The 13,631-nt window shown below is 58.9% G+C and carries 12 protein-coding genes; 8 read left to right on the top strand and 4 right to left on the bottom strand.

What is annotated here, in order from left to right:
• The first annotated feature begins 79 nt into the window (after positions 1-79).
• The gene (gene recN / locus AC1MEE_RS21655) at positions 80-1,753 is read left to right on the top strand and encodes a DNA repair protein RecN (protein WP_480411592.1); all 1,674 of its coding nucleotides are present in this window, start codon (positions 80-82) and stop codon (positions 1,751-1,753) included.
• 271 nt (positions 1,754-2,024) lie between these two features.
• Here the strand turns inward: recN and fur are convergent, their stop codons facing one another.
• Positions 2,025-2,432, bottom strand: a complete 408-nt coding sequence (fur, locus tag AC1MEE_RS21660; protein WP_480411593.1) for a ferric iron uptake transcriptional regulator — start codon at positions 2,430-2,432, stop codon at positions 2,025-2,027.
• Between the two features lie 98 nt (positions 2,433-2,530).
• Here fur and AC1MEE_RS21665 point away from each other — a divergent pair, with 98 nt between their 5' ends.
• Entirely contained in the window at positions 2,531-3,061 is a 531-nt protein-coding gene (locus AC1MEE_RS21665; protein ID WP_480411594.1) for an outer membrane protein assembly factor BamE, read from the top strand.
• An 88-nt stretch (positions 3,062-3,149) separates the two neighbouring features.
• On the opposite strand, the gene AC1MEE_RS21670 is transcribed toward AC1MEE_RS21665, so the two are convergent.
• Positions 3,150-3,470, bottom strand: a complete 321-nt coding sequence (locus tag AC1MEE_RS21670; RefSeq protein WP_480411595.1) for an RnfH family protein — start codon at positions 3,468-3,470, stop codon at positions 3,150-3,152.
• Entirely contained in the window at positions 3,463-3,897 is a 435-nt protein-coding gene (locus AC1MEE_RS21675) for a type II toxin-antitoxin system RatA family toxin (RefSeq protein ID WP_480411596.1), read from the bottom strand. Before AC1MEE_RS21675 ends, AC1MEE_RS21670 begins: the two co-directional genes overlap by 8 nt.
• Before the next feature lie 144 nt (positions 3,898-4,041).
• Between AC1MEE_RS21675 and smpB the strand changes: the two genes are divergently transcribed.
• Positions 4,042-4,524 (top strand): SsrA-binding protein SmpB, encoded by a 483-nt coding sequence (smpB, locus tag AC1MEE_RS21680; protein ID WP_297836020.1) that lies wholly within the window; start codon positions 4,042-4,044, stop codon positions 4,522-4,524.
• A gap of 129 nt (positions 4,525-4,653) precedes the next feature.
• On the opposite strand, the gene AC1MEE_RS21685 is transcribed toward smpB, so the two are convergent.
• Positions 4,654-5,421: a GntR family transcriptional regulator gene (locus tag AC1MEE_RS21685; protein ID WP_480411597.1), complete on the bottom strand. Its 768-nt coding sequence runs from the start codon at positions 5,419-5,421 to the stop codon at positions 4,654-4,656.
• A gap of 410 nt (positions 5,422-5,831) precedes the next feature.
• Here AC1MEE_RS21685 and AC1MEE_RS21690 point away from each other — a divergent pair, with 410 nt between their 5' ends.
• The 5 genes from AC1MEE_RS21690 to AC1MEE_RS21710 all read left to right on the top strand — a co-directional run bounded on the left by AC1MEE_RS21690 (position 5,832) and on the right by AC1MEE_RS21710 (position 13,477).
• Positions 5,832-7,526, top strand: a complete 1,695-nt coding sequence (locus tag AC1MEE_RS21690) for a lactate permease LctP family transporter (protein WP_480411598.1) — start codon at positions 5,832-5,834, stop codon at positions 7,524-7,526.
• Positions 7,527-7,705: 179 nt separating this feature from the next.
• On the top strand, positions 7,706-8,530 hold the full coding sequence (locus AC1MEE_RS21695; RefSeq protein ID WP_480411599.1) for a (Fe-S)-binding protein: 825 nt from the start codon (positions 7,706-7,708) through the stop codon (positions 8,528-8,530).
• Positions 8,527-10,002, top strand: coding sequence for a LutB/LldF family L-lactate oxidation iron-sulfur protein (locus AC1MEE_RS21700; RefSeq protein ID WP_480411600.1), 1,476 nt, complete (start codon positions 8,527-8,529; stop codon positions 10,000-10,002). Before AC1MEE_RS21695 ends, AC1MEE_RS21700 begins: the two co-directional genes overlap by 4 nt.
• Positions 9,999-10,670 (top strand): LutC/YkgG family protein, encoded by a 672-nt coding sequence (locus tag AC1MEE_RS21705; protein WP_480411601.1) that lies wholly within the window; start codon positions 9,999-10,001, stop codon positions 10,668-10,670. Before AC1MEE_RS21700 ends, AC1MEE_RS21705 begins: the two co-directional genes overlap by 4 nt.
• Positions 10,667-13,477 (top strand): FAD-binding and (Fe-S)-binding domain-containing protein, encoded by a 2,811-nt coding sequence (locus AC1MEE_RS21710; RefSeq protein ID WP_480411602.1) that lies wholly within the window; start codon positions 10,667-10,669, stop codon positions 13,475-13,477. The genes AC1MEE_RS21705 and AC1MEE_RS21710 overlap by 4 nt, the downstream gene beginning before the upstream one ends.
• Positions 13,478-13,631 lie beyond the last annotated feature (154 nt).

Consider the following 13,631-nt stretch of genomic DNA (forward strand, 5'->3'; position numbering starts at 1 on the left):
TCGAGCTAAGGCCGGGCATTGTCAGCAAGAAACAAAACACTGTATAAATAACCAGACAAATCGCTTGGGAGCCGCCTCTATGCTGGTGCACCTGTCCGTACATAACTACGCCATCGTCGAACATCTCGATCTCGAGCTGGACCGAGGCATGAGCGTAATCACTGGCGAAACCGGCGCCGGCAAATCGATCATGCTCGACGCCCTCGGCCTGACGCTGGGTGATCGCGCCGACAGCGGCGTGGTTCGCCCCGGTGCGGACAAGGCCGATATCCTTGCCACGTTCGACCTGTCCGAGATCCCGGAAGCCCGTGCCTGGCTCGAAGAGCGTGACCTGGACAATGACGGGCCGTGCATCTTGCGCAGGGTCATTACCGCTGAGGGCCGCTCGCGCGCTTATATCAATGGCTCGCCCTGCCCCCTGGGTGATTTGAAGGCCCTCGGCGAATTCCTGATCGACATCCACAGTCAGCATGAACATCAATCACTGCTCAAGACTGACACCCATCGCCGCCTGCTCGACGAATACGCTGGCGCCACTGACCTGGCGCGCCAGGTGCAACTGGCGGCACAACGCTGGCGCCAGACCCGGCAGGAGCTGGATCGGCTTTCCAACTCGGGTGATGAACAGCGTTCGCGCCATCAACTGCTCAGTTATCAGCTCGAAGAACTGGAGAGCCTCAGCCTCGGTGAGAACGAACTCGATGAGCTGGAGCAGGAACACAAAACCCTGACCAATGCCGAAAGCTTGTTGAGCATCTGCCGCCAGGTCGTCGAACAATGCAGCGAGAACGACTCGGGCAATGTTTTGAACGCTCTGACCGCCAGCCTCAACCGCTTGAGCGGGGTGAATAGCTCACCGACAGCCATGAGCGAAGCCGCCAGCCTGCTCTCCAGCGCACAGATTCAGGTCGAAGAAGCAGTGGGCGAACTGAACCGCTTTCTCGATAATTTCGATGCAGACCCCGCGCGCCTGCAGCAACTTGAAGAACGCCTCGATGCGATCTACACCCTGGCTCGCAAACACCGTATTCAACCCACGGAAGTCGCCGCGCTTCAGCAAAAACTGCTGGACGAAGTCGAGACCCTTAATGCCAATGATGAAGCCGTCGAACGCCTTGAGAACGAACTGGCTTCCTATGCGCGACATTATCAGGACAAGGCTCGCGACCTGAGTGACCTGCGTCATCGCTCTGCACCGAATCTGGCCAGCGCAGTCGAGCAGGAAATTCAACGACTGGGGATGCCCGGCGGGCGCTTCAGCATCGAACTACGCCCCAATACCAGCAAAGAACTGCTGCCCAATGGCCTTGAGCAGGTCGAATTACTGGTAAGCGCCAACCCTGGGCAACCGCTCAAGGCGCTGGCCAAGGTCGCTTCCGGCGGTGAGCTGTCGCGGATCAGCCTGGCGATTCAGGTCATCACCGCGCAAACCTCGCGAGTACCCACGCTGGTATTCGACGAAGTCGATGTCGGGATTGGCGGGCCGACGGCGGAGATTGTCGGGCAACTGCTGCGCCGTTTGGGCGATCGCGGGCAAGTCATGACCGTCACCCACTTGCCGCAGGTCGCCGCGCAAGGGCATCAGCATTTATTCGTACACAAAGTACGCGACAGCGACGCCACCCGTACTGCCGTGTCCAAACTCAGCAACACCAAACGTATCGAAGAAGTGGCGCGTATGCTCGGCGGTATCGACCTCACCAAAGAGTCATTGGCTCACGCGAAGAAGATGGTGGTCGCGGCGAAAGCCTGAAGCCTCCTGTGGGAGCAGCTTGCCTGCGAAGAGACCGGTGCGGTCTGTGGAATATCTGCGACTGATCCATTGCCTTCGCAGCGGGACGCGTAGTTGCAAGCCTGCTCCCACAGTGGAACGCGATCCTCTGTAGGAGCTGACTTGTCTGCGAAGGCCATACGGCGCGGCGTGTCAGGCACACCGCACTCACAACTAATCGCCCCTACAAAATCCGAACACCAGAAAGCACGAAGGCGACCCTGAGGTCGCCTTCGATAATGCTGCCAGAAGGTTACACCTTCTTCTTGCGCACGTAGAGCACCAAGTTGTGATCCACCAACTCGTAACCGTGCTTCTCGACAATCGCCTTCTGAAGCTTCTCGATTTCCTCTTCGAAGAACTCGATCACTTCACCGGATTCCACGTTGACCATATGGTCGTGGTGGCCGCCGTCAGCCAGTTCGAATACCGCATGACCGCCGTCGAAATTGTGGCGAACCACCAATCCGGCAGCTTCGAACTGAGTCAAGACACGATAAACCGTGGCCAGACCGACATCCTCGTTAGCTTCCATAAGTGCTTTGTAAACGTCCTCCGCACTCATGTGGCGCTGCTCGGCAGAGTCGAGCATCTGTAGAATTTTGACCCGTGGCAGGGTCACTTTTAGTCCGGCTTTACGTAGTTCGCTATTTTCAACCATGGTCAGCTTTCTCGCGGATGCTGCTTCGCAGCTTCTCTTAATGCGGGTATGATCGGGGTTTATGTTGTCCCAGCCAAGATAGTGGAAGTCGCCCACCGATGCAAAACACCAAGCTCCTGCTAACCAGTTTCACCTTCGTGGGACTGCTCGCACTCGCCGGTTGTTCATTCCCCGGGGTTTACAAAATCGACATCCAGCAGGGCAATGTCGTCACGCAGGACATGATAGACCAGTTACGCCCCGGAATGACCCGTCGGCAAGTACGGTTTATCATGGGCAACCCTCTGCTGACCGATACGTTTCATGCCGATCGCTGGGATTACCTGTACAGCCTGCAGCCTGGGGGCGGTGAACGCCAACAAGAACGCATGACCATCATCTTCAACAGCAACGACCAATTGGTCAGCCTTTCCGGTGACTTCAAGCCTGGCGTGAGTCGTGACGAGGCCATTCTCGGCAAGGAAAGCGGTAACTCCGTGACGCCAGCAGCGCCAGCCAAGGCTGAAGAGCCCAAAGCGGAAGCGCCACCGAAGCCTGGCTCGTTGCTCGAACAGATTCAACACGATGTGGATAAAGTCGAAACCGTTCCGGTACCGACCCAGGAACCTCTGGGGACATCACCGCAGTAGATTTGAAATCCAGCGGTCAGCGTCAGTAAAAAGCCCGGCAAGCCGGGCTTTTTTGCACCTATTGATAGGATTCACACGCAAAAACAAGCTATTGCGCGTCGCCCTGAGTCTTTGCCAGGGCTGCCTTGGCCGCGCGCAACCGGCGCACTTCTTTTGGATCAGCCAATAGCGGTCGATAAATCTCTATTCGATCACCCGCCACCAGCACACGGGTTTCGGCATCGTTCAGCACTTTGCCGAATATTCCTACCGCACAATGCGCCAGATCCAACTCAGGAAAGTGCTCGCCGATACCAGAAACCAGCAGCGCATTGCGCACTGTCGAACCCGATGGCAGGTCGACTTTGAGTAGCATTTGCCGATCCAGGGCGGCGTAAACCACCTCGACTTCAATCAGCGCCTTAGCCATGCAGCTGTTTTGCCCGCTGACAGAAAGCGTCGACCAACGTGTTGGCCGCCTGATTGAACAAAGGCCCCAGGGTCGCGCGTACGATAGGCCCGGCGTAATCGAACGACAGGTCCAAACTGATCTTGCAGGCCTTCTCACCCAATGGCTTGAATACCCAGATGCCGTGCAACTGATTGAACGGCCCCTTCTCCAGATTCATCTCGATGGACTGCCCTGGCACCAGCGTATTTCGCGTCACGAAATGCTGGCTGAGGCCGCCTTTGGCTATTTCGAGGCTGGCGCGCATGTGACCCTCGCTGGTTTCCAACACCACAGCGGAGGAACACCACGGCAAGAATTCCGAGTAGCGCGCTACATCGTTCACCAGGTCATAAAGTGCCTGGGCCGGATAAGGCAACAGGGCTGAGCGTTGAATATGCGTAGTCATGTCAGCGTCATTTCCAAAGCTGAGCGGCAAACACACAAGAATGCCGAACGAAAGAGCGCGCATTGTCCGGGATTCAATCAAGGTGCTCAAGCACGCAGCTTCACCGTAGCCGACAGCGCACTGACTCCCTATAATGCGTCCCCTATGGCTAAGCTCAAGAAACACCCCACAGGGACCATCGCGCAAAATAAAAAGGCGCGCCACGATTACTTCATCGAACACAAGTTCGAGGCCGGTCTGGTCCTGGCTGGCTGGGAAGTAAAAAGTCTGCGTGCTAGCAAGGTGCAGTTGGTCGACAGTTATGTGCTGCTCAAGGATGGTGAGGCCTGGCTGATGGGCAGCCATATCTCACCGCTGACGACTGCAAGCACTCACGTCATCGCTGACCCTACACGCACCCGTAAACTGTTGCTTAACCAGCGCGAGCTAGAAAAGCTCATTACCGCGGTTCAGCAAAAAGGCTATGCCTGCGTAGCCCTTTCCATTTACTGGAAAGCGCACTTGATCAAGTGCGAAATTGCTCTGGGCAAGGGCAAGAAGGAATACGACAAGCGCCACACCGAGCGCGAGCGCGACTCCGATCGCGAGCTGCAGCGCGCGGTTCGGAGCAAGGGTAAAGACGACTAACCGCGCGTCCCCCTTCGCAGGTAAGCCTGCTCCCACAATGGATTGCTCATCCCTGTGGGAGCAGGCTTGCAACTAGGCGTCCCCCTGCGAAGGCGTCAGCTCAGACAGCAAAATTGTCCGGACCCACCATCAAACCCCATTCCGCCGCTCGGCCCGCGCCGTGCGCTGGACTTGCTGTCGCACTTCTTCCAGTACCTCCTGCACGTACAGCAGATGGCGGCTGGACACCTCGCGCGCGTCGTTCGCACGGCCTTCGATAATCGCCAGATACAACTCACGGTGCTGACTGATCAGCATGTCGCGAGTCTCTGTGCGCTGTTTGTACATGCCGCCGATATTGGTCACGACGTTGCGTTTGAGCAGGTCGAACAGGCCGCGGATCGTGTGTAGCAGCACCGCATTGTGACTGGCTTCGGCGATAGCCAAATGAAAGTTCGCATCGGCAGCGCCCTCCTCGGCCCGACTCACTTCGCCGACCCGTGAATAACAATCCTGTAATAAATCGAAAGCCATCCGCAGCCGCTCACGGTCAACATCCGTGACACGCAGAGCTGCGTAGTACGCACATGAAGCTTCGAGCGTTTGACGAAACTCAAGCAGATCGCGCTGAGCTTCCGGATTGCTTTCCAGCAAATGCAACAACGGATCGCTGAAAGTCGACCCCAGGCTCTCGACCACATAATTACCGCCGCCCTGGCGGCTGATCAACAGTCCTTTGGCCGTGAGCTTCTGAATCGCCTCGCGCAAGGATGGACGAGACACGCCAAACTGCTCGGCCAAGGCGCGCTCAGCCGGAAGGCGCTCTCCAGACTTCAATGTACCTTCGAGAATCATTCCTTCGAGCTGCTCGACAATATCGTCAGATAAACGACGCTGACGCACCTGATCAAACCCCATAACTCACTCCGAACCCCGATCATTTACCGGGACTGCCTATTCTCGCCGATTGCCACAGCGCCGGCACCCTTCAGATTCAGTTGAAAACACCCCGTCACTGCGATTTTTTTCGCAAATCGACGAAAGTATTAGAAGGGTAAATTGACATACCAACAGCAACACTTCTAACCTAGCGTCCAGACATTGTAAATTGGTATTACCAATTATCCAATGCCGGCGTTCAGTGGCCATCATCCACGGCGCTGCAAGACCTCTCGCGATGGCGAAAGGCTTGAGCTGGTGAACTGTGCGACTCGGTCGTCAGCATCGGTTCGACGGCAGCTATGCTGAGTGCTGGCCTCGGACCACAAGCGACGAACGAGCGATACGGAACATCGGGCCTGACCAACAACAATTAGGGGCCACCTCATATGCAAACCTGGCAACAGTTCTACACCCCACTCGGCAGTCTTGGCTTATCCGCCATCGCGGCAGTCATTCCCATCGTGTTTTTCTTCATGGCATTGGCCGTGTTCCGGCTCAAGGGTCATGTCGCAGGCAGCATCACCTTGCTGATAGCGGTGCTGATGGCAATCTTTGCCTTCCACATGCCCGCCGATATGGCAATCGCTGCCGCCGGTTATGGGTTTGCCTACGGCCTGTGGCCCATTGCCTGGATCATCGTTGCAGCAGTATTCCTCTACAAACTGACGGTTAAAAGCGGCCAGTTCGAGATCATCCGCAGCTCGGTGCTGACCATCACCGACGACCAACGCCTGCAAGTGCTGCTGATTGCCTTTTGTTTCGGCGCCTTCCTTGAAGGTGCGGCAGGTTTCGGTGCGCCAGTGGCGATTACCGCAGCGTTGCTGGTAGGCCTGGGCTTCAACCCGCTGTATGCCGCCGGGTTGTGCCTGATTGCCAACACCGCGCCGGTGGCTTTCGGCGCGTTGGGTATTCCTATCATCGTCGCAGGTCAGGTTTCCGGGATCGACGCCTTCAAGATCGGCGCCATGGCCGGTCGTCAATTGCCACTGCTGTCGCTGTTCGTGCCGTTCTGGCTGGTGTTCATGATGGACGGCCTGCGAGGCGTCAAAGAAACCTGGCCGGCAGCCCTGGTCGCGGGTCTCACTTTCGCCACCAGCCAGTTCTTCACCTCGAACTTCATCGGTCCTGAACTGCCTGATATCACCTCGGCGTTGATCAGCCTGATTTCCCTGACCCTGTTCCTGAAGGTCTGGCAGCCAAAACGCAGCGCCGGTGCGCAAATGGCCGGCGCCACACCAAACGGGACCGTCGTGGCCAGCGCTGGCGGCTTCGGTCAGCCACGCACCTCGATAAAGTCTGAATACACCCTGGGGCAGATTTTCAAAGCCTGGTCACCCTTCCTGATTCTGACCGTTGTGGTCACGATCTGGACACTCAAGCCGTTCAAGGCGCTATTCGCAGCCGGTGGCGCGTTGCAGGCCTGGACTTTCAACTTTGCCATCCCGCATCTTGATCAACTGGTGTACAAGGTCGCGCCGATCGTTGCTGCGCCGACCGCGCTGCCAGCGGTGTACAAATTCGACCTGATCGCCGCATCAGGCAGCGCGATTCTGTTTTCCGCGCTGCTGTCGATGCTGGTGTTGCGGATAAACCCAAAAGTTGGTCTGACCACTTTTAAAGAGACCTTGTACGAACTGCGCTGGGCCGTAGTGTCCATCGGCATGGTTCTGGGCTTCGCCTTCGTGATGAACTTCTCCGGGATGTCCACCACCCTGGCTCTGGTACTGGCATCCACCGGCGCTGCGTTCCCGTTCTTCTCGCCGTTTCTTGGCTGGCTGGGCGTGTTCCTGACGGGCTCCGATACGTCCTCCAACGCCCTGTTCGGTTCGTTGCAAGCGACGACAGCTCACCAGATAGGCGTCAGCGACATTCTGACAGTGGCCGCGAACTCCACAGGTGGCGTGACCGGCAAAATGATTTCACCGCAGTCGATTGCCGTTGCCTGCGCTGCCACCGGTCTGGTTGGCCAAGAGTCCGATCTGTTCCGCTTCACCCTCAAGCACAGTCTGTTCTTTGCCACCATCGTCGGCTGCCTCACCCTGGCTCAAGCCTATTGGTTCACCGGCATGCTGGTTCACTGACAGATTGGTTGATTGACGCTGGTTGATTACAACCACACACCTGCAACGACCTGGCGTCGAGCTAACCCCTCGGCGCCAACCATTCACAACCGGGTCTGCCGGGCGGCTGAAAGTTTCAACGCTTCACCTTTCGACCGCTGCGCTGGACGGATAACCGGGACCACCCGGAGAAACGCCTGATGAGCGAGCTTTATTACAACGCCGTGCCGAATGCGACCCGTGTCGCACCACCACGCGCCGAACCACGGCAATACCCTGACGCAAAGCCTGAGCGGGTTTATCTGTTCGGCACCTGCGTGGTCGATCTGTTTTATCCCGAAGCCGGCATGGATGCGATTCACCTGCTGGAGCGCGAAGGCATTCGGGTCGAATTCCCCCAAGGGCAAAGCTGCTGTGGGCAACCGGCCTACACCTCGGGCTACACCGATCAGGCGCGTGAAGTAGCCCGCTCGCAGCTGGCGTTGTTCGCCGGAGATTATCCCGTGGTCGTTCCTTCCGGTTCTTGCGCCGGCATGCTGCGCGAGCATTACCCCGACTTGTTCAAGGACGAGCCGGAAACGTTGAAGCAGGTCCGAGCCCTGGCCGCCCGCACCTATGAACTGGCTGAGTTTCTGCTGTTCGTGTGCAAGGTACAGCTCCAGGACAGCGGCGCGCCGACCAAGGTGGCGCTGCACACCTCCTGTTCGGCACGACGGGAAATGAACACCCATTTGCACGTACGGACGCTGTTGTCCCAGATGAGCAACGTCGAACGGGTAGAGCACGACCACGAAAGTGAATGCTGTGGTTTTGGCGGGACGTTCAGCGTGCGGATGCCGGATATTTCCGGGGCCATGGTGGCGGACAAGACGCGTGCGTTAAAAGAGTCCGGCGCGCATCAGGTCGTGACCGCTGACTGCGGCTGCCTGATGAACATCAACGGCTCGCTGGAGAAACAACGGGAATCATTACGGGGCCAACATTTGGCCAGTTTCCTGTGGCAACGCACTGGAGGTGGGCAATGAGCACGCACACGCTGATTCCGACCGTAGAGGTACAAGAAGATTTCCGCGCCCGGGCGCACAAAGCCTTGGGCGACAGCCAGCTACGCAACAACTTCCGCACCGCCATGGACTCGCTGATGACCAAACGCGCGGCGGCGTTCAGCGATGCCGACGAACGTGAACGCCTGCGCGAGCTGGGCAATGCAATTCGCGCGCGGGCCTTGTCCAAGCTGCCCGACTTGCTCGAGCAGCTTGAAACCAACTTGACCCGCAATGGCGTGAAAGTGCATTGGGCGGAAACGGTGGACGAGGCCAATGACATCGTCCTTTCGATCGTCGAGGCCCATGAAGCCAAGCAGGTGATCAAGGGCAAGTCGATGGTCAGCGAAGAAATGGAAATGAACGATTTCCTCGGGGCTCGCGGCGTTGAATGCCTGGAAGCGGACATGGGCGAATACATCGTCCAGCTCGACCACGAGAAACCGTCTCATATCATCATGCCGGCGATTCACAAAAACGCCGGCCAGGTGGGCACCTTGTTCCACGAAAAACTGGGCGTGGAATACACCAAGGACGTCGACCAACTGATCCAGATCGGCCGCAGGGTGCTGCGCCAGAAATTCTTCGAAGCAGACATCGGCGTCTCCGGCGTCAACTTCGCCGTGGCTGAAACCGGCACCCTGCTGTTGGTCGAAAACGAGGGCAACGGCCGCATGTGCACTTCGGTGCCGCCGGTGCATATCGCCGTCACGGGTATCGAAAAAGTCGTCGAAAACCTGCGTGACACCATCCCTCTGCTGTCACTGCTGACCCGCTCGGCGCTCGGCATACCGATCACCACCTACGTCAACATGATCTCCGGCCCGCGCAAGGCCCATGAGCTGGACGGCCCGCAGGAAGTGCATCTGGTACTCCTCGATAACGGTCGCAGCCAGGCGTTCGCCGACAGCGAACTGCGTCAGACGCTGAACTGCATTCGCTGTGGCGCCTGCATGAACCATTGCCCGGTCTATACCCGCATCGGGGGTCATGCTTATGGTGAGGTGTATCCGGGTCCCATCGGCAAAATCATCACCCCGCATCTGGTCGGCCTCAACAAAGTCCCGGACCACCCCAGCGCTTCGTCGCTGTGCGGCGCCTGCGGCGAGGTCTGCCCGGTGAAGATTCCGATTCCAGCGCTGTTGCGCCGCCTGCGCGAAGAAAACGTCAAGGCGCCGGACTCTCCACACCAGGTCATCCGCGGCCAAGGCAGCAAATACTCGCGCAAGGAACGCTTTGTCTGGAACGCCTGGTCGCGGCTCAACAGCTCACCGGCGCTGTACCGCCTGTTCGGTTTTTTCGCCACCCGCCTGCGCAATCTGACGCCAAGCAACATCGGCCCCTGGACGCAAAATCACAGCGCGCCAAAACCGGCAGCACGTTCGCTGCATGAGCTGGCCCGTGAACATTTGGCGAAGCAGTCGGCAGAAAAGCAACCGGGAGCCAAGCGATGAGTGCCAAACAGAACATCCTTAACAAGCTGCGCCATAGCCTGACCGGCGCCACGCCAATTGCCGACAATTTCGACGAAGACCTGGTGACCACACCCTGGAGTTACGCGCCCGAGCAGCGGGTTGCGCAACTGCGCAAACTGATGGAAGCGGTGCACACCGAAACCCACCTCAGCACCGAACAGGGCTGGCCGCAGCTGCTCGCGCAATTGCTGCATGACCGGCAACTGCCGAGCCTGTTGATCGCGCCGGGCACGCCCCACGGGCAACGCATCAGCGAGTATTGGGCACAGCACCCTGATCTGCCGCCGCTCAAGGCCTACGACCGCCCGATAGAAGAATGGAAAACCGAACTGTTCGACGACACGCCGGCCAGCTTCACCACGACCCTCGGCGCCATTGCCGCCACCGGCAGCCTGATCCTGTGGCCGACCCGTGAAGAGCCGCGCCTGATGAGTCTGGTGCCGCCCGTGCATTTCGCCCTGCTCAAGGCCAGCGAGATCTACGACAACTTTTATCAGGTCCAGCAACAACAGAATTGGGCGGCCGGCATGCCGACCAACGCGCTGTTGGTATCCGGCCCCTCAAAAACCGCTGACATCGAACAAATCCTGGCTTACGGCGCTCACGGCCCGAAAGATCTGGTGGTGCTGATTCTGGAGGATGCATGAGTCTGCCTGCTGCATTCCTGCGCGAAGCCGGGCTGCTGATCCCAGCGAACAGACGCTTCGACGATCCTCTCTCGACCCTGGCCTTTGGTACCGACGCCAGCTTCTATCGGCTGATCCCGAAGCTGGTGATCCGCGTCGAATCCGAAGAGGAAGTGGTCGCGCTACTCAAGCTGGCTCAGGCTGAAAAAGTACCGGTGACCTTTCGTGCTGCGGGCACCAGTTTGTCTGGCCAGGCCATCAGTGATTCGGTGCTGATTGTGCTCGGCGACAGCTGGGGCGGCAGAGAGATTCGTGGTCAGGGGATGCAAATCCGCCTGCAACCGGGGGTCATCGGCGCGCAGGCCAACGCCTGGCTGGCGCCGTTCGGGCGCAAGATCGGCCCGGACCCGGCGTCGATCAACGCCTGTAAAATCGGCGGCATCGTCGCCAACAACGCCAGCGGCATGTGCTGCGGCACCGCACAGAACAGCTATCACACCCTGGCGGGCATTCGCCTGGTATTAGCCGATGGCAGCCGCCTGGACACCGAGGACGCCGCCAGCGTCGGCGCCTTTCGCGACAGCCATGCAGACCTGCTGGAACAACTGGCCAGACTGGGCCGCGAGACCCGGGCCAACAGCGAGCTGGCAGCGAAGATCCGCCACAAATACCGACTGAAAAACACCACCGGTCTGTCGCTCAACGCGCTGGTGGATTTCGATGAGCCGCTGGAGATTCTCAGCCACTTGCTGGTCGGATCCGAAGGCACCCTCGGTTTTATCAGCGCGGTCACTTACGACACGGTTATCGATCATCCGTACAAAGCTTCGGCGCTGATTGTGTTTCCTGACGTGGAAACCTGCTGCAACGCGGTCACCGTCCTGAAAAGCCAACCCGTGGCCGCCGTCGAACTGCTGGACCGGCGCAGCATGCGTTCGGTGCAAAACAAGCCGGGCATGCCCGCGTTCGTCCGTGAACTGTCGGAAAACGCCTGCGCCCTGCTGATCGAATCCCGCGCCGCATCGCAAGCCTTACTGCATGAGCAGCTCACGCAGATCATGACCGCGCTGACACCGTTCGCAGTGGAAAAGCAGGTCGACTTTACCGAAGACCCCCTGGAAAACGCACGCCTCTGGGCCATTCGCAAAGACACCTTTCCCGCTGTCGGCGCCGTGCGTAAAACCGGCACTACGGTGATCATTGAAGACGTCACCTTCCCGGTCGAGCAACTGGCGGTTGGTGTACGTCGACTGATCGCGCTGTTCGACAAACACCACTACGACGAAGCGATCCTGTTCGGCCACGCACTGGAAGGCAATCTGCACTTTGTGTTCACCCAGAGTTTCGACAGCCCTTCGGAAGTCGCCCGCTATCAGGCGTTCATGGACGACGTCACGCAACTGGTGGCAGTGGAATTCGGCGGCTCGTTGAAAGCCGAGCACGGCACCGGCCGCAACATGGCGCCCTTCGTCGAGCTGGAATGGGGGAGCGATGCCTACCAACTGATGTGGCAGCTCAAGCGCCTGCTCGATCCCAATGGCATCCTCAACCCGGACGTAGTGCTCAGCACCGATCCGCAGATTCATTTGAAGCACCTCAAACCGCTGCCCGCCGCCGACGAGATCGTCGACAAATGCATCGAATGCGGCTTTTGCGAGCCGGTCTGTCCGTCCAATGGGCTGACGTTGAGCCCCCGGCAACGCATCGTGATCTGGCGTGACATTCAGGCGAAAAAACGCTCGGGCATCGACACCACCGATCTGGAGCGCGATTACCACTATCAAGGCATCGACACCTGTGCAGCGACTGGCCTGTGCGCGCAACGCTGCCCGGTCGGGATCAATACCGGCGAGCTGGTGAAGAAGCTGCGCAGCCGCGAAGCCACCCACGGTAAAACCGCCAATTGGCTGGCCCACAACTTCAAGACCGCACTGCAAGGCGCACGCTTCACCCTGCATGTAGCCAACGGCGCGCGGATGCTATTGGGCGCGCCGCGCCTGGCAAAAATGTCCGCTGCGCTAAGCAAGGCGTCGGCAGGTCGCGTGCCGCAATGGACCGCCGCCATGCCACAACCGGAGCGGGCCATCCGCTTCAGCCCGCCCGTCAGCGATCAGCGCCCGCGCGTGGTGTATCTGGCGGCGTGCGTGTCGCGGGTCATGGGCCCCGCTGCTGGCGACCGCGAGCAAATGTCGCTGCTGGACAAGACCCGTGGCCTGTTGGAAAAAGCCGGTTATCAAGTGATCTTCCCCGAGAATCAGGACAACCTGTGCTGCGGCCAGCCTTTCGCGTCAAAGGGCTATAACGAGCAAGCCGAACACAAACGCCAGGAACTGCTCGCGGCGTTGATCAAGGCCAGTCGTGGTGGTCTCGACCCGATCTATTGCGACACCAGCCCTTGCACCTTGCGACTGCTACAGGACCTCAAAGACACCCGCCTGGACCTGTACGACCCGGTGCGTTTCATCCGCACTCACCTGCTGGACAAACTGGACTTCATCCCCCAACAGGAAGCCATCGCGGTGCACGTGACATGCAGCACCCAGCACTTGGGCGAAAGTCAGGCCTTGATCGAACTGGCACGCCTGTGCAGCCAGAATGTGGTGATCCCCGAAGGTATCCACTGTTGCGGCTTTGCCGGCGACAAAGGCTTCACCACGCCAGAGCTGAACGCGCATTCGCTGCGCACCTTGAAAGACGCGGTGCAGTTCTGCAATGAGGGCATTTCTACCAGCCGCACCTGTGAGATCGGCCTGTCGCAGCACGGCGGCATCGACTACCACGGGCTGGTTTATCTGGTGGATCGAGTGACCCAAGCCAAGTCTGTGTGAACCCGGCATGACGGGGGCCAAAGTGCCCCGTCATCGTGCCAAAAAAGCGGCAAAAGCGGCTTCTTCACATGAGACGCAAGAAAAAATAGAACCCTTGCGTCAAGCCAGAGTCCATCTATTTAGGCCCCTCAACTGAACGGGCTCACCACAGACC

The sequence above is a fragment of the Pseudomonas sp. ASL3 genome, from assembly GCF_056680425.1.